Source organism: Streptococcus oralis (assembly GCF_019929345.1).
Lineage (GTDB): Bacteria > Bacillota > Bacilli > Lactobacillales > Streptococcaceae > Streptococcus.
Window position 1 is genome coordinate 193,196 of the sequence record NZ_JAHZPJ010000002.1, and the last position, 15,906, is coordinate 209,101.

Consider the following 15,906-nt stretch of genomic DNA (forward strand, 5'->3'; position numbering starts at 1 on the left):
GGAAAATTTACTAGAAACTTGAACTAGAGTCCTCTTCTCTACGCTTTCATTCTAAGCAGCACTTTTACGATTTTCCTTGCGTATATTGCGAATAAGGAAAAGCATGATAAGGACAAAAAGTCCCTCGAGGAAGTAGAACGTAAATTCATTGTTCATGATTAGTAAGTCTCTGTAAAAATATTTATTATAGAAAACTGAATTTGGTGCAAATAGGATTCGCAACAGTCTTCTTAAGAAAATAAAGATCTGCAAGCCATAAATCATAAAGACCTTCTTCACACCAATCATGAAGCATTGTTCCTTTGTAAAATAAGACAAGGCAACTCCATTTAACAAAAGGATAACCGTTATGGCCAGAGTTTCATTTCGTAGAATATTTGGATCAAAGATGTATAAACGGCTGTGAATATATGGCAACGTTTGAAAGAGTAGGATCCCCAAGATTGCTGGAATAAATATTTTCTTCAGAGATGGTGGAAATCCGGGACTAAATCTTGTAAAGCACAAGCAAATCACGAGGATTTCAAAAATAAGGAAGTAAGCTATTGCAACTCCTGAAATAGTCTGGCTTCGATTTACCAAAGCAGAAAGAAAACCAGCAGAAAGAAAGATACCGATAGGAATCAGCTTATCTAAAGAATAATCCCACTTCAGCCCTTGACTTACCTGGAAACCATCGATGAGGCAGAAAAATGTAATGAACATAAGGGCACCAATGAGACCAAACGGTAAGGATGGAATAACGAGGGTTAATAACAAGATTAGCAGGAACCATGGATGAGGACTGTAGTAGAATTTTCGTTTTTCCCCCCTAGCAGTCACTCCTTCCCCAATCGGCGTTTGTCTTAATTTTAGCCTATAGAAGTAAAAGAGAGAAAGCATGCCAGCATGAACCCATGAATCATAAATAGGTCGCTCTAGAACACTAAGTATCAAACTCACAATCATAAATAGACCAAAGACAAACTGAAGAAACTTATTTTTAAAGACCTGTCTTTTTTTCCAATCCCAATAAGATAACTTGGCCTTTGGATGACAAAGTTCATAGGCATAGGCCGTCATCTCTTCTAGTTTCTGGTCTGTCTCCTCCGTCATCATTTGGGGAGCCATTTTAGAAGTAGGAAAAGGACCTAAAACATATCTCAGGAGCTCGCCATCTATAAACCGATGGTACTCCTTATAAATCTGTTGAAACAAAATCGTTAGAATGCGTGGTCTTTCTTTAAAATAGCTTCTCCACTTCTCCCAATCATTGATATCTTCGTCACTCTTCGTAAGCTTATCAATATAGAGATACCCTTCATTGAACCAGTAATCAAAATTTTCTTTTTTATCTAGCGCATACTTCTCTATAACTGAAGGATAAGACTGGATACTCTTCCAGAGGTGAAGCTTTTTCAGATATGGATTTGATTCCTTATCACTATAGCGCTCTACAAATTGGAGAACGAGAGCCAACACTTTCACATTGGTTAAAGGATAGACGTCCACCTTTTCTAACAAATCAAGTAGGAGAGTGTGATCTTTGACTGATTCAAAAAGATATTGCCAATCACGTAGAAGTTTGTACTCGTCTTCATAACGAGCATGGAGCAACTCATAAAAGGCTGCCTCAACTTCATCCGGATTATCTAGAGAGTAGTGACTAAAATCAACGTTTTCCCCTAACTCTTCTTTTACTTCCTCTAAGTAATCAGCCAAGTCATTCAAGAGTGGATAATCCTCTTCAAATATGACTTGTCGGTTTTTTTCTAGAATATAGGTTAAAACGGGAACACTCTTGATTATCTGACGATTTTGATTTACTTGATCTAAGACCATAAAGCTCAGATAGGGGTGCTTGAAAAATTCTATCCAAAAATTTAATTGATTTGCTTTTTCAGAATCTTGGAGTATTTCTTGGCAAAATTGGTAAGAATAATAGAATTCTTCAGTAGCTTCATGGGCGCTTTCAAGTGAACTTCCTTTCTCTTCTGCTATGTCTCTTTTTACCTGCCAATACTTCAGTTTAAAGCAATATCCCCAGTGTCGGAAGTCAGGTATATAGTCTTCCAACAAGGGAATGAGGATAGAGAATTGCTCCGGTTTATTAAAAATATAAACATCCATTTCCTCTAAAACGGATTGAACAATGTCCATATCATACTGATACTGATGAAAGAACTGACGCCATAGATGCTCCTGTTCTTCTGGACTGTAATCATCATTTTTAACAATACTTTCAATCGCATTTCGAATCAAATAGGCTGCTTCATTATAACTACTAAAGTCAAGAGTAGACCTTGTTGTTCCTTCTTGCCCACGGTTCTCTTCATCACCAAACGTTTCAAAATTGAGGGTACTCGTAGCTCTTTCTTCAGAATCTCCATTTAGCTGAACGTCCTCATCATAGTCACTAAAGTCAAGGGTGGACTTTTGCTCATTCTCTTCTGCTTTAAAGGTTTCAAAGTTGAGACTAGAGTTAGGCTTTTCATTTTCCTCTTCTTCAAGTTCAGTAGATTCTTGAGAGTCACTCGCTTTTCTTAGACTATTTTCTGGTCTTGTTTTTCTAGACCTCGCATAAGTCAAGGCTTTTTGATAAGCTTCAACAATTTCTTGGTAAATCTCTGGTTGGTCTTCTGGGTGATAGAGCCGGACCAGTTCAGCATAACGACTTCTAATAAGCTTGACGTCAGTCGTTGGCTCTATCCCTAAAGTTTCCCATATATTCATAAGGTCTCCTCTTTTATAGTCCTCGCTCTAGGAAATCTAGATAGTTAGAAAATGATTGATAAAGTTTTGGCAAATGATACATAGATGCTTGTTTGACTTCTTCTTCAAAGCGTCTAGTTTCTGCCATCAACTCATCTCTTCTTCTCCCCAAGAGCATACTGTACACACGATTCGCTTTTTCAATCAAGAAACGATAAACCTCTGTTTCTTGAGCATTGATCTTATAGCGAGTCAACTCTGCTTGCTTAGCCTTTATTTCCTTTTCTGTCAGAGTAACACTATCTTGGAGAATAACATGACTAAAGACTTCCTGTGTGGAATCAATTTTCACTTCGACATCCAAAATTCCATTTAAATCATAGGTAAACCGAACTGTGAAACTTTCATTTATTCGAGTATTCACAGGGACAGGAACTTCTAATTCTCCTAGGAACAGGTTTTGTGATGCCTTCATCATCTCACCTTGATAGACCTTTATCTTGACTTGGCTCTGTCCCAATTCAGCCGTATAGTACTGCTCGATGCGTGAAGCAGGGAGGGTAGAATTTCGCTCAATAATCGGCGAAAAACGGTCTCCAACAATTTCTATCCCTAGTGTAAAAGGACAAATATCAGACAGTAATAAATCTCGTATCTCACCCTGCCGTTCTTTTATTCCTGCTAAAAGAGCACAACCTCTCGCAATCATCCGATCGGGATCATCCGAAACCTGCACCACTTGATTGATACAGTAGGATAAAAAGTCCTGAACCAAGCGGAGTTTCGAAGTCCCCCCAACAAGAACAAAGTTATCTGATGATACATAGCTATAGCGTGCATCCATCAAAGCACGGTCCAAAACAGCCTTAACACGAGCCAGCAACGGTTGACAAAGCTCATAAAAACGCTGGTAGCTCAAGTCTAAAGTGTATTCCTGTTCTTGGTCCAGAACTGTCATCTTCACTTCTTCTTTCTCATTGAGTTCTAGCTTTGTCTTTTCAGCCTGTACCAGAATTTTGCTATAAAATTCTCGGGAAATCGTATCCTTGGTTAATTGATTGGAGACTAAAAATTCCTCAGCAATAGCCGCAGTAAAGTCTTCACCTCCTAAACGATTGTCCCCTGCGATCGACACGATTTCGACGATATTATCAAAAAGCTCCACAACTGAAATGTCTAGAGTCCCACCACCAAAATCGACTACAATAAAAGATTGATCTTCTTGGTTTACCATAGATCTTTTAGCAAGAGCCGCTGCGGAAGGTTCATTGATAATCCGATCAATCTGAACGCCTGCAAATTTCCCTGCTAGTTTGGTCGCATAGCGTTGAGCATCATTAAAATAGGCCGGTACACTGACAATCACTTCCTCGACCTTTTCTCCAAGATAGGTCTCTGCATCGTCTACCAACTTTCGAATGATAAAAGAGCTCAATTCTTCAGCTTTATATGCTCGATTTCCTAGCGTCAACTCATGCTTGGTCCCCATAAAACGCTTGAACTGAGAAACCGTCTTATCTGGGTGGGTCACCAAGCGTTCCTTGGCAATTTTTCCAACTATTATCTCATCATTGTCATCTAAAGCCACAACAGAAGGAGTCAAATACTCACCAAAAGCATTGGGAATCAGCTTGACATGGCCATCTTGGTATACCCCTACTAATGAATTAGTCGTTCCTAAATCAATACCTACTATCATCTTCTTCAAACTCCAAATCTTTTTTAGATATTCCTATTATACAAGAAATATCCTATTTTCTTTGAAAAAATCTGTGATTTACTGTTTAAAATAGAAAATCATTTATGGAAAAACAAAAAAGTTTCACCTTACTCCTGCGGTAAAAACCACGAGAGTAAGAATGAAACAGTTTGTCATTATTTACCAAGTTTTGCTTTAGCTGCATCTGCAAGAGCTGTGAAAGCTGCTGCATCGTTAACAGCCAAGTCAGCAAGCATTTTACGGTTAACTTCGATTTCAGCCAATTTCAAGCCATGCATCAATTGTGAGTATGAAAGTCCGTTCAAACGAGCTGCCGCATTGATACGAGTGATCCACAATTTACGGAAGTCACGTTTTTTCTGACGACGGTCACGGTATGCATAGTAGTAAGAGTTCATTACTTGTTCTTTTGCAGTACGGAACAAGATGTGTTTAGCTCCATAGTAACCTTTTGCTAATTTAAGAATACGTTTACGACGTTTGCGTGATACAACGCCACCTTTAACACGTGCCATGTTTTATTTCCTCCAAATATTTCCTAGAATTGTTTACTTACTGTTAGGCTATTATTTCAAGCGAGTAAGCATTGCTTTGATACGTTTGAAATCTCCTGAATGCACCATAGATGCTTTACGAAGATGACGACGTTGTTTTTTAGTTTTTCCGTGGAAACGGTGAGAAGTGTAAGCACGGAAACGTTTAAGTCCACCAGAACCTGTACGTTTGAAACGTTTAGCTGATGCGCGGTGTGTTTTTTGTTTTGGCATGATTTTTTCTCCTTTATTTAACTTTCTGACAATTATTTTTTGTCAGTTGCTGGCGCCAACTGCATGAACATTTGGCGTCCATCCATCTTAGCTCGTTGTTCGATGATCGCAATATCTTGTGTTGCTTCAGCAAACTCGGCTAAAACTTTTGCACCAATCTCTTTATGGGTGATCATACGCCCTTTAAAGCGAATGGATACCTTAACTTTATTTCCTTTTTCAAGGAACTTGCGTGCATTGCGAAGTTTTGTGTCAAAGTCACCCTTGTCAATAGTTGGACTCAGACGAACTTCTTTCACAGTAACAACACTTTGTTTTTTACGTTGTTCTTTTTGCTTTTTCTGATACTCAAATTTGAACTTACCGTAGTCCATAATTTTAGCAACAGGTGGCTTTGCTTGGGGTTGAATCAATACTAAGTCAACATTTGCACTATCAGCCAATGCTTGCGCTTCGCTGAGTGGCTTGATGCCTAGCTGTTCCCCCTCAAGACCGATCAAGCGAACTTCACGTACACGAATTTCATCATTGATGAATAAGTCTTGCTTTGCTATGGTTTTCACCTCTTTTTTATTATTAGAGAAAAACAAGAGCGGACTCGTAATGATACAAGCCCGCACGTTATGATAGCGTTTCTTAGAAACTTTTCATCCGTAGGGCCAGGCAACTTGATGTCACAAGGCGAGAAGCTCTCACTTCTGCTTTTCTCAACTTTTATATGATACCAAGTTTTCTAATCCTTGTCAAGATAAAAAGTCATTTTTTCGAAAAACTTTATTTCTAGTGAAAGTTCTATAATGAAGTTAGCCACCCAGCCTTCCTAAAAATATAATGCTTTAACTAGCTTATAGCTAGCTCCTGATTTCATTTGATAATAGGCTTGAAGCTGTTGTCAAATGAAATCTAGTTTTAAGCATAAGAAAACATCACTGTGTTATACTTGTTGTTCACCACAAACACAAGAAAGGCACAGAGATGCAAAACAATTATACTACAAAAGCTAAACATTTGACAATCCATAGCCGTCGTTTAATCGAACGATGGAAAAATGAAGGGAAATCAAATAGAGAAATCGCCTCTCTACTTGGAAAAGCTCCTCAGACCATCCACAATGAAATCAAGCGTAGGACAGTCCTACAATGTATTGGAAAGGGACGATTCAAAAAGGTTTATTCTGCCGCCTACGCTCAACAGTCTTATGAAACCAATCGGAAGCACTCTGTGAAGAAATCAATCTTGACAAAAGAACTAAAACAAAAGATCCTACACTATCATAACCAAAAGTTGTCTCCTGAAATGATGGTCAAGGCTAAGGGCGTTGCAGTGGGAATTTCATCCATCTACTACTGGATTCATCATGGAAAATTAGGATTGACCAAACAGAATCTACTTTATCCTAGAAAAGGAAAAACTGTCAAGAAACAAGCTAGCTCCAACTTTAAACCTGCTGGTCAATCCATTGAACAGCGTCCTGAAGCATTCACGTTCATTTCCATTGTGTCAATTGTACTAGTAATACAATATTAATTATATATTTAACAAGCAGAGGCTACTTTTTACTTAGAGCGTAGCAGATTTTTGCATTCAAAAAATAAAAACGATAGAATATGACTATCAAAGCTATAAGGAGTTTTCTATGAGAGAATATGATATCATCGCCATCGGTGGAGGAAGCGGCGGCATTGCCACTATGAACCGAGCTGGCGAACACGGTGCTAAAGCTGCTGTTATCGAAGAGAAAAAATTAGGTGGAACCTGCGTCAATGTCGGCTGTGTTCCTAAGAAAATCATGTGGTATGGAGCTCAAATCGCTGAAAGCTTCCACCACTACGGTCCTGACTATGGTTTTACAAGTTCAGATGTTCAATTTGATTTCGCAAAACTTCGTCAAAATCGTGAAGCCTACATCGACCGTGCCCGCTCATCATATGATGGAAGTTTCAAGCGCAACGGTGTTGATTTGATTGAAGGTCGTGCTCATTTCGTTGATGCTCATACGGTCAGCGTTAATGGTGAATTGATTCGTGCCAAACATATCGTGATTGCGACTGGCGCTCGTCCAAGCATTCCAACTATCCCTGGAGCTGAACTTGGTGGTAGCTCAGACGATGTCTTTGCTTGGGAGCAACTTCCTGAATCCGTTGCGATTCTTGGAGCTGGCTATATCGCCGTTGAATTAGCAGGTGTTCTCCACGCGCTAGGAGTAAAAACTGATTTGTTTGTCCGTCGCGATCGTCCCTTGCGCACTTTTGACAGCTACATCGTTGAAGGACTTGTCAATGAAATGGAAAAAACAGGTCTACCTTTACACACACATAAGGTACCCGTCAAGCTCGAAGAAACGGAGCAAGGTATTACCATTCATTTCGAAGACGGTTCTAGTCATACTGCCAGCCAAGTTATCTGGGCTACCGGTCGCCGTCCAAATGTAGACGGTCTTGAGTTAGAAAAGGCTGGCGTCACACTCAACCAACGTGGATTTATCCAAGTGGATGAATACCAAAATACTGTTGTAGATGGCATCTACGCCCTTGGAGATGTTACTGGCGAGAAGGAACTAACCCCAGTAGCCATCAAGGCAGGACGTACCCTATCTGAACGCCTCTTCAACGGGAAAACAAATGCCAAGATGGACTACACGACTATCCCTACTGTTGTCTTCTCCCATCCAGCAATCGGAACAGTCGGTTTAACTGAGGATCAAGCTATCAAAGAATACGGCCAAGATAACATCAAAGTCTACAAGTCAAGCTTTTCATCTATGTACTCAGCCGTTACAAACCATCGTCAAGAGTCTCGCTTCAAACTCATCACCGCAGGTGCTGACGAAAAAGTTGTTGGACTTCACGGACTTGGTTACGGAGTGGATGAGATGATTCAAGGATTCGCTGTTGCTATTAAGATGGGAGCAACCAAGGCAGACTTTGATGCTACAGTAGCTATCCACCCAACCGCTTCAGAAGAATTTGTGACCATGCGCTAATTATTGCAAGAGACCTCCTGAGGTCTCTTTTTACTTGTAAAATCGGCCGTTACAAAAATTGTTACCTTAGTTGGAAGAATAGGTTGACTTTTATTTCTGAATTAGTATAATAGTTACTATAATTTTGAAAAGAGGTTAACAGTTTTGAAAAAAGCTCATATCTATGCTATCCCTGCTATCGGTGCTGCTCTCATCGCCGTATTGGCACAAATCAGTCTCCCTATCGGTCCTGTACCCTTCACTTTGCAAAACTTTGCAATCGGTCTGATTGCTACTGTTTTTAGACCTAGGGAAGCCGTCCTATCTGTAGCTCTCTATCTCCTACTGGGTGCCATTGGTTTACCTGTTTTTGCAGGGGGAGGAGCTGGATTTCACGTTTTAGTCGGCCCAAGTGCAGGCTATCTTTGGTTCGACCTTGTCTATGCTGGACTTACATCTTATCTAATCCATCAAAATAGTGGCTACATTCGCATTTTTCTAGCCAACCTCTTGGGTGACTCCCTCGTCTTTGTCGGAGGTATTCTCAGCCTCCACTTCCTTGCTGGGATGCCATTCGATCAGGCACTTGCAGTTGGTGTCCTTCCCTTTATCCTTCCTGATCTTGGTAAGATCATTGCGATTAGTTTCATTGGTCGTCCACTATTACAACGACTTAGGGGACAAGCATACTTCTCAATTTAACCCAAAAAGGATACTGAGTCAAAAACTCAATATCCTTTTATTGATTTCCTTTAAAGGCATCCACCATTATTTGAAATTCTTCATTTGTAAGGGTGATTCCTTTTCCCATCTTGGTATGATCAGGGCTCCAAGTTCGAATATCAAACTTTGCTGGTGCTCCATTAAAGCTGACGCGATTTAGTTCTTTTGTCCATCCTTTGTCATTTTCAGACAGGGTCAGTAAGTGTTCTTCGATTTCAAATGTAAATTCTGCCATTTTAACTCCTTTATGTGATATGCTTTCTATAGTCTATTCGTAAAATCTTGTAGATTTTAGGAAAATTTTATATAATATGGTTATATAAGAGGGGAGAAGCCTATGAGATATACATTCAAGCATGTCTTAGATAAGATACAAGACTTTCTCAGTGGACAGGATGAACGAGATTATTCTGAAAACGACTCCCTCATTGCTACAATTGAACAAGCCATCCAGAAAAAAACTGCTGTTCATGTCATACTAGCTGAAACAAGCTTCACTGGTGATATCGTCAAATATGATACCAGTCGTCAACAGATTGTTGTCAAAAATTTTACAAAAAATGTAACACGTATCATCCGAATCGCTGACATCAAAAGGCTACGCTTTGTCCCTTCAACTGTACAAACAGCTCAGAAAAATAGATTTAAGAAAGAGTGAGATGTTTTTCATCCCACTCTTTTTCTTAACGAATTTGTTCAAAATGTAGGTGGACTGCGATGTGGTCACCGTAACCACTTCTCTCCAAATCACGTTGCAAGCGGTAAGAAATGTAATGTTCTGCGATGGTGATATATCCTGCCCCCAACAAACGATTTTCAACCATTGATTGAATCATGCTAATGGTCGCACGTTCCACTTTTGCTTCTTCCAAGTCCAAGACTACTTTTTTAGTGACTTGAGCTAGGTTTTGACGTAGATCATCGGTCAAAACATAAACAGTCTGAGCCGCTTTTAGGACAGCTTGGTAGATTTTATCTGGATCAAAGTCTGCAACTTCTCCGTTACGTTTGATTACTTGCATAAGGTTCTCCTTTATTCTTTGTTTTCTTTGATTTCAGCCAGCATTTTTTCTTCTTCTGCTGTTAGTTGATAGTTTTCTAGCAAATCTGGTCTGCGCTCATAGGTTTTCTTTAGACTTTCGTAAAGTCGCCACTGGCGAATCTTCTCATGGTGCCCACTCATAAGCACATCTGGAACCACCATGCCTCGATAGTCATAAGGACGTGTATATTGGGGATATTCGAGCAATCCCGAAGAAAAACTATCATCCTGATGACTAGACTCCTTGCCAATCACTTCCGGAATTAGGCGAACGGTCGCATCAATCATAGTCATAGCCGCCAATTCACCACCAGTCAAGACATAGTCTCCTAGAGAAATCTCATCGGTTACCAAGGTCTTGATGCGTTCGTCATACCCTTCATAGTGACCGCAGATAAAGATTAGTTCCTCTTCCTGAGCCAAATCTTCAGCGTAAGCTTGATCGAACTGTTTCCCAGCAGGATCGAGAAGAATGACGCGGGGATTTTTCTTTTCGATAGCATCAAAGGCATCGAAAATGGGTTGGGCACGGAGCAACATCCCCTGACCGCCTCCGTAGGGCTCATCATCTACATGGCGGGCCTTTTCAGCGTATTCTCTGAAATTATGGTACTGGATATCCAAGAGCCCCTTTTCTCGAGCCTTTCCAACAATTGAGTGCTCCAGCGGAGAAAACATTTCAGGAAAGAGGGTTAAAATATCAATCTTCATCATCTAGTCCTTCTAAGATTTCCACTTCGACCCGCTTGTTTGGGATGTCAACATTGAGAACTACTGGGGGTATGTAAGGTAGAAGCAGATCACGCTTACCTTTTCGCTTAACCACCCAGACATCATTGGCACCTGGTTGTAGGATTTCCTTGATGGTTCCAATCAAGGTGTCTCCCTCGTAAACATCCAAACCGATAATCTCGTGATAGTAAAATTCCCCATCGTCTAGGTCATTTAAATCTTCCTCAGCGACCTTGAGACTATAACCCTTGTACTTTTCAATCGCATTGATATGGTACATGTCTTTGAATTTGATAATGTCAAAATTCTTCTGTTTACGGTGGCTAGCGATGGTCACTGTTTGAACAAACTGATCTTTTTCATCAAATAAAGCCAGCTCTGCCCCTTTTTTAAAGCGTTCTTCAGCAAAATCCGTCACAGACAAGACACGCATTTCACCCTGCAACCCCTGTGTATTGACGATTTTCCCAACATTAAAGTAGTTCATCTTGTCTCCTGTATCTATTTCTATCCTTTATTTTAACACGTTCCAGGGATTTTCACAAGTTGGAGAAAATCAGCTATAATCCCAAAATTGCTAGTAGTTTCCTCTTTAATGTTAATTTATATTTGAAAGAAGAAATATTTATATTCCCGTTATACATATTACTATAAAATGTATACTCCCCAATTTGACCTTGACTTGTCTTCCATTTCATTCTTAAACTAGGTATAGTCTCAGGTAAATTTGTATGAATCAATAGGCATGTATAATTTTTTAAATTTTTAACTGTATGTATTTTATCTTGAACGACTAAACTATTACTTTTTGAATCATAGATTAAAGAATAAAATTCTACAATTTCAATATCAACTTCTTTTGGATAAAAAATCAAATGATTATAATGTTTATTATTTTTATTATGTTTAAACTCATAAATATGATGAAATCGCGTATGTAAGGAATCAAATTCGATTGGTTTAATTGTCTGAATTTCGATATTATTAATATAGGCCTTATTCTGGAAACTAATTTTTAAAATTACACCGATAAAAGTCGAAATCTGTATAATTCGCAATAACCAATCAATATACATCGCCCAGTCTATTTTTAAAAAATAGTCAGTGTCCATTATTTCTCAAATCTCCCTCCAAAAAACTTTCCAAATCTCGTTCATGCTGATACTTAATGGCAGCCTTCTTATCTTTGTCAAAGATGGTTTTAGTTAGGTCAATATCGTTGATGGTCGCAATTGCGACGGTGTAATGAATGATATCAGCCAGTTCTTTGGCTAGTTCCTCATTTGAGTCCTGGACACCCTCTTTTCGACCAGAGCGCCCATTCAAGACCTCAGCTACTTCTCCGACTTCCTCCACTAGCTTGATAAAAAGGCCTTCCTCAGTCCGAGACTGCTGGTAATGTTCGAGTAAGTAGTCTTGTAATTGTCTAAACGTTAAATCCTTCATCTTCTCCTCCTTACAAAAAAGCGAGACATCTGTCCCGCTTTTTTTATTTTTCATCGATAACGATTCTTACTTTTTTGTCTTCAGTTGGGACAGAGTAGACAATCGTTCTTATCGCTGAGATAGTGCGACCCTTACGACCGATAACACGACCAACGTCGCTTTGATCAAGATCCAAGTGATACTCCAAAAACTCTGGTGTGTCTTCAATCTTGATAGTTAAGGCATCAGGTTGTGAAATCAAAGGTTTCACAATCGCAATAATGAGATTTTCAATCGTATCCATCTGTCAACCTACTTTAAACTTATTTTGAGAATTTGGAATCGTGGAATTTTTTCAATACGCCTTCTTTTGAAAGAATGTTGCGAACTGTATCTGAAGGTTGAGCTCCATCAGCCAACCATGCAAGAACGCGGTCTTCTTTCAAAGTTACTTGGTTTTCAGCAACAAGTGGGTTGTAAGTCCCAACTGTTTCGATGAAACGTCCGTCACGTGGTGAACGTGAGTCTGCTACGTTGATACGGTAGAAAGGTTTTTTCTTAGAACCCATACGAGTCAAACGGATTTTAACTGCCATTTTTTAATGTCTCTTTTCTTATTTTTTTATTTCGGTGAAATAGCTGAGCTATTTAGCACATGTTCTATTATAGCAGATTTCTGACAGGTGTCAAGAAAAAAACTTGACAGAGTTTTGATTTTTTCAGATTCGCCCCAAAAAACTTAAATAAATTGATTTTAAATTAAAAAAACTTATAAATACTTGATTCAACTTACAAAAAAGAGTAAAATAGAGTCAGAAAGCAGGTGAATTTATGTACCAAGCACAACGATTAGAAGAAATCATAACACTTTTAGAAGAGAGAGGAAGCCTTTCAGCAAAAGAAATGGTTGACTATTTCCAAGTATCCAAAGATACCATCCGCAGAGATTTTTCTATTCTTGCAAAGGAAAATAGAGCACAAAGAACTCACGGAGGATTGCTATCAATAAAGAAACAGCCTATACTGGGCTTTAAAGACAGAAGAGAACAATCTTCCAAAGAAAAAGAGAAAATCGCCTCTCTAGCAAAGGAACTCATTTCTAATGGAGATTTACTATTTTTTGATGTTTCAACAACTGTACTAGAATTAGCTAAAATACTTGAGAAAGAAGTTAGTATTTTCAGTCATTCATTAGATAATGCGCTTATTCTAGGAGGAAAAAAGAATATCGATTTTCACATTCTAGGCGGAAAGTTTCATAAAAAGAATCGTTTCTATTACTCTCTAGAAGAATCGGACATTTTAAACTCTATTAAGTTTGATTTAGCTTTTTTTGGAGCTGCAAGTCTTTCAGATGGTCAAGTTAGTTTTGAAGACCAAGAAGATGTTCTAATGAAAAAGAGAGCATTTAAAACAAGCAAAACTCGTGTCTTACTAGCTGAAACCAGTAAAATAAGCAAACACTCTCACTTTATTCTGTCTGAACTAGCTGATTTTGATTATTGGATTACAGACAAAGAACCCGATATAGAAATTCAGCGATCTTTAGATGGCAAAACAACTATTCTATTTTAAAAGGGAGGAAGCTATGAGAAATATTAAATTGATTATAAGCGATATTGACGGAACAATTTTAGACAAAAATCACCAGATAGACTCTTATTTGCCTGAACTGATGCCAATTTTAAAACAAAAAGAAATCCCTTTTGTCTTAGCTTCTGCTCGCTCTCCTCTCGGTATTGCTCCAATTTCTAGAAAACTAGGAATTTCCGACTTTCCAATTGCATGCTATAATGGTGCCCTAATCAGTAAGGGGGATGAGGTTCTAAGTCAGCATTCTATTGATAAAAAAGAATTGGCATTTCTTCATGATTTTTTAAAAAGAGAATTTCCGACAGTTTCTATCAATGTTTATTCTGGACAAGATTGGTTTGTTAATACTTTAGATAAATGGGTACAAATCGAAGCCAACATTACTGGAGAAAGTCCAAAAGTTACATCTATAACAGATTTTATAAAAGAGGAACATACTCTTGTTCATAAACTATTATTAATTGATAAAGCAGACACTATACAGAAACTACAAAACATCTTATCCATTATGGATTTTCCACAAACCGACTTTTATCTCTCCAAGGATAACTATCTTGAAGTCACACATAATCAAGTATCTAAAAAGCAGGCTCTGTTAGAATTGGCTAACTATTATCAAATTCCTCTCAAGGAGATTATGACCTTGGGTGACAATTATAATGATATTCCCATGATTGAAAGCGCAGGGCTCGGTATTGCAATGGGAAATGCTCCTACAGATGTCAAAGACTGTGCAAATGCAGTAACAGACTCTAATGAACAAAATGGAGTAAGTCAAGCTATAAAATTACATGTATTAGCAAAATAACCTCATTTTAAAAATTGAAATCAAACTCCTTTTAAGGTACAATGGTAGAAATGAATTTTTGAGAGGTTAACAATGAAAAAACTAGCAACCCTTCTTTTACTATCAACTGTAGCCCTTGCTGGATGTACTAGTATCCAACGTGGTCTCCGTGGTGATGAATATGTCGACTCCAGCATCTCTGCTGAAGAAAGCTCAAAAGCAGCTGCTCAGGCTGCCAAAGATTTGAATGACGCTTTAACCAATGAAAATGCCAACTTCCCTCAACTTTCTAAAGAAGTTGGCGAAGATGAAGCCGAGGTCATTTTACATACAAATCAAGGCGATGTTCGCATCAAACTCTTTCCAAAATTAGCTCCTCTAGCAGTTGAAAACTTCCTTACTCACGCTAAGGAAGGCTATTATAACGGCATCACCTTCCACCGTGTCATCGATGGATTTATGGTCCAAACTGGAGATCCTAAGGGAGATGGGACAGGGGGACAATCTATCTGGCATGATAAGGACAAAACGACGGACAAAGGCACTGGTTTCAAAAATGAAATCTCTCCTTACCTATACAATATCCGAGGAGCCCTTGCTATGGCTAACACTGGTCAACCAAATACCAACGGTAGCCAGTTCTTCATCAACCAAAACTCAACAGATATTTCAGCTAAGCTCCCTACCAGCAAGTATCCTAAGAAAGTCATCGAAGCCTATAAAGAGGGAGGAAATCCTAGCCTAGATGGTAAACATCCTGTCTTTGGTCAAGTCATCGATGGCATGGATGTTGTCGACAAGATTGCCAAGGCTGAAAAAGATGAGAAAGACAAACCAACGTCTGCTATCACCATTGATAGTATCGAAGTGGTGAAAGACTACGATTTCAGCAAAAAATAAGCCATCAACAGATAAGGAGACGATGACATGATTTTATTTTGGGGTTCTAAAGGTTATCAGAAAGATTTGGGACATACGCAAACTGCGATCGAATGTGGTCACTGTAACAATGTCGACAATTGGGAAATTGTAGAAACTGGACGCAAGTTCACCCTCTACTGGATTCCACTTTTTCCTTATGGTAAAAGTTACTTCGTTTCTTGTCCGATTTGCCACTACGGTAAAGAAATTGAGAAATCTGAAGTTGAAAGCTTTTTAAATTACTAGTCAAAAAAGCCAAGTCAAAATGACTTGGCTTTTTCTTCGGCTCTATAATTTCTGTAGCGGGTAACCCCCCTGTAGATCTTATAGGGCCTATTTTCTTGTAAAAAGGAAATTATTGCTAAACAGAACTACGATACCCCATCTTGCACCGATTGTGGAAATCAAATGAAGAAATATGACTTCCAAAAACCGTCTAAGATTCCCTACTTGAAACGACTGGTAGGCCTACTAGAATCCTCCTTAGAAAGCGACGTTTTAAGTGTTATCAGTGTTCGAAAATAGCGGTCGCCGAAACCTCTC

At 38.8% G+C, this 15,906-nt stretch carries 20 protein-coding genes, 2 pseudogenes and 1 other annotated feature; of the genes and pseudogenes, 9 read left to right on the top strand and 13 right to left on the bottom strand.

Annotated elements, in window-relative coordinates; all coding sequences use genetic code 11:
• Positions 1 to 51: 51 nt before the first annotated feature.
• The 5 genes from K1I97_RS03070 to infC all read right to left on the bottom strand — a co-directional run bounded on the left by K1I97_RS03070 (position 52) and on the right by infC (position 5,741).
• Positions 52 to 2,712 (bottom strand): J domain-containing protein, encoded by a 2,661-nt coding sequence (locus K1I97_RS03070; protein WP_223331526.1) that lies wholly within the window; start codon positions 2,710 to 2,712, stop codon positions 52 to 54.
• 13 nt (positions 2,713 to 2,725) lie between these two features.
• Entirely contained in the window at positions 2,726 to 4,390 is a 1,665-nt protein-coding gene (locus tag K1I97_RS03075) for a molecular chaperone HscC (protein ID WP_223331527.1), read from the bottom strand.
• A gap of 176 nt (positions 4,391 to 4,566) precedes the next feature.
• Positions 4,567 to 4,926: a 50S ribosomal protein L20 gene (rplT, locus tag K1I97_RS03080; RefSeq protein WP_000124830.1), complete on the bottom strand. Its 360-nt coding sequence runs from the start codon at positions 4,924 to 4,926 to the stop codon at positions 4,567 to 4,569.
• A 51-nt stretch (positions 4,927 to 4,977) separates the two neighbouring features.
• Positions 4,978 to 5,178 carry a 50S ribosomal protein L35 gene (gene rpmI, locus K1I97_RS03085; RefSeq protein ID WP_001125942.1) on the bottom strand — a complete coding sequence of 67 codons (201 nt, stop codon included), beginning with the start codon at positions 5,176 to 5,178 and terminating at the stop codon, positions 4,978 to 4,980.
• A 32-nt stretch (positions 5,179 to 5,210) separates the two neighbouring features.
• A complete protein-coding gene (gene infC, locus K1I97_RS03090) occupies positions 5,211 to 5,741 on the bottom strand; it encodes a translation initiation factor IF-3 (protein WP_000848184.1) in 531 nt (176 codons plus the stop codon).
• Positions 5,742 to 5,756: 15 nt separating this feature from the next.
• Positions 5,757 to 5,888, bottom strand: a sequence feature (ribosomal protein L20 leader region).
• A gap of 265 nt (positions 5,889 to 6,153) precedes the next feature.
• Here infC and K1I97_RS03095 point away from each other — a divergent pair.
• From K1I97_RS03095 to K1I97_RS03105, 3 genes and pseudogenes are all read left to right on the top strand, one after another.
• Positions 6,154 to 6,654 (top strand): annotated as a pseudogene (locus K1I97_RS03095) (transposase); the annotation flags it as partial.
• Positions 6,655 to 6,814: 160 nt separating this feature from the next.
• Positions 6,815 to 8,161 (top strand): glutathione-disulfide reductase, encoded by a 1,347-nt coding sequence (gene gor, locus K1I97_RS03100; protein ID WP_223331528.1) that lies wholly within the window; start codon positions 6,815 to 6,817, stop codon positions 8,159 to 8,161.
• Positions 8,162 to 8,305: 144 nt separating this feature from the next.
• A complete protein-coding gene (locus tag K1I97_RS03105; protein WP_223331529.1) occupies positions 8,306 to 8,842 on the top strand; it encodes a biotin transporter BioY in 537 nt (178 codons plus the stop codon).
• Positions 8,843 to 8,879: 37 nt separating this feature from the next.
• Here the strand turns inward: K1I97_RS03105 and K1I97_RS03110 are convergent, their stop codons facing one another.
• Positions 8,880 to 9,098: a YdbC family protein gene (locus tag K1I97_RS03110; protein ID WP_223331530.1), complete on the bottom strand. Its 219-nt coding sequence runs from the start codon at positions 9,096 to 9,098 to the stop codon at positions 8,880 to 8,882.
• Between the two features lie 102 nt (positions 9,099 to 9,200).
• On the opposite strand from K1I97_RS03110, the gene K1I97_RS03115 reads away from it, so the two are divergent.
• Positions 9,201 to 9,521 carry a hypothetical protein gene (locus tag K1I97_RS03115; RefSeq protein WP_223331531.1) on the top strand — a complete coding sequence of 107 codons (321 nt, stop codon included), beginning with the start codon at positions 9,201 to 9,203 and terminating at the stop codon, positions 9,519 to 9,521.
• A 25-nt stretch (positions 9,522 to 9,546) separates the two neighbouring features.
• Here K1I97_RS03115 and K1I97_RS03120 read toward each other — a convergent pair whose 3' ends face one another.
• From K1I97_RS03120 to rpsP, 7 genes are all read right to left on the bottom strand, one after another.
• Complete coding sequence (locus tag K1I97_RS03120) at positions 9,547 to 9,885, bottom strand: ATP cone domain-containing protein (RefSeq protein ID WP_001196053.1); 339 nt, start codon at positions 9,883 to 9,885, stop codon at positions 9,547 to 9,549.
• Positions 9,886 to 9,896: 11 nt separating this feature from the next.
• On the bottom strand, positions 9,897 to 10,616 hold the full coding sequence (trmD, locus tag K1I97_RS03125) for a tRNA (guanosine(37)-N1)-methyltransferase TrmD (RefSeq protein ID WP_002882191.1): 720 nt from the start codon (positions 10,614 to 10,616) through the stop codon (positions 9,897 to 9,899).
• On the bottom strand, positions 10,606 to 11,124 hold the full coding sequence (gene rimM / locus K1I97_RS03130) for a ribosome maturation factor RimM (protein ID WP_223331532.1): 519 nt from the start codon (positions 11,122 to 11,124) through the stop codon (positions 10,606 to 10,608). Before rimM ends, trmD begins: the two co-directional genes overlap by 11 nt.
• A gap of 73 nt (positions 11,125 to 11,197) precedes the next feature.
• Positions 11,198 to 11,749 carry a hypothetical protein gene (locus K1I97_RS03135; RefSeq protein WP_084948775.1) on the bottom strand — a complete coding sequence of 184 codons (552 nt, stop codon included), beginning with the start codon at positions 11,747 to 11,749 and terminating at the stop codon, positions 11,198 to 11,200.
• Complete coding sequence (locus K1I97_RS03140; protein WP_223331533.1) at positions 11,739 to 12,083, bottom strand: MazG nucleotide pyrophosphohydrolase domain-containing protein; 345 nt, start codon at positions 12,081 to 12,083, stop codon at positions 11,739 to 11,741. The genes K1I97_RS03135 and K1I97_RS03140 overlap by 11 nt, the downstream gene beginning before the upstream one ends.
• Positions 12,084 to 12,126: 43 nt before the next feature.
• Positions 12,127 to 12,366, bottom strand: a complete 240-nt coding sequence (gene kphA / locus K1I97_RS03145; RefSeq protein WP_000379617.1) for an RNA-binding protein KphA — start codon at positions 12,364 to 12,366, stop codon at positions 12,127 to 12,129.
• 19 nt (positions 12,367 to 12,385) lie between these two features.
• Positions 12,386 to 12,658 carry a 30S ribosomal protein S16 gene (gene rpsP, locus K1I97_RS03150; protein ID WP_000268760.1) on the bottom strand — a complete coding sequence of 91 codons (273 nt, stop codon included), beginning with the start codon at positions 12,656 to 12,658 and terminating at the stop codon, positions 12,386 to 12,388.
• Between the two features lie 235 nt (positions 12,659 to 12,893).
• On the opposite strand from rpsP, the gene K1I97_RS03155 reads away from it, so the two are divergent.
• The 5 genes and pseudogenes from K1I97_RS03155 to K1I97_RS03175 all read left to right on the top strand — a co-directional run.
• Positions 12,894 to 13,637 carry a DeoR/GlpR family DNA-binding transcription regulator gene (locus K1I97_RS03155; RefSeq protein WP_084933787.1) on the top strand — a complete coding sequence of 248 codons (744 nt, stop codon included), beginning with the start codon at positions 12,894 to 12,896 and terminating at the stop codon, positions 13,635 to 13,637.
• Between the two features lie 13 nt (positions 13,638 to 13,650).
• On the top strand, positions 13,651 to 14,463 hold the full coding sequence (locus tag K1I97_RS03160; RefSeq protein WP_084933788.1) for a Cof-type HAD-IIB family hydrolase: 813 nt from the start codon (positions 13,651 to 13,653) through the stop codon (positions 14,461 to 14,463).
• Positions 14,464 to 14,535: 72 nt separating this feature from the next.
• On the top strand, positions 14,536 to 15,342 hold the full coding sequence (locus K1I97_RS03165) for a peptidylprolyl isomerase (RefSeq protein ID WP_223331534.1): 807 nt from the start codon (positions 14,536 to 14,538) through the stop codon (positions 15,340 to 15,342).
• Between the two features lie 27 nt (positions 15,343 to 15,369).
• Positions 15,370 to 15,609 (top strand): zinc-ribbon domain-containing protein, encoded by a 240-nt coding sequence (locus K1I97_RS03170; protein WP_223331535.1) that lies wholly within the window; start codon positions 15,370 to 15,372, stop codon positions 15,607 to 15,609.
• Between the two features lie 102 nt (positions 15,610 to 15,711).
• Positions 15,712 to 15,906 (top strand): annotated as a pseudogene (locus K1I97_RS03175) (transposase family protein); the annotation flags it as partial.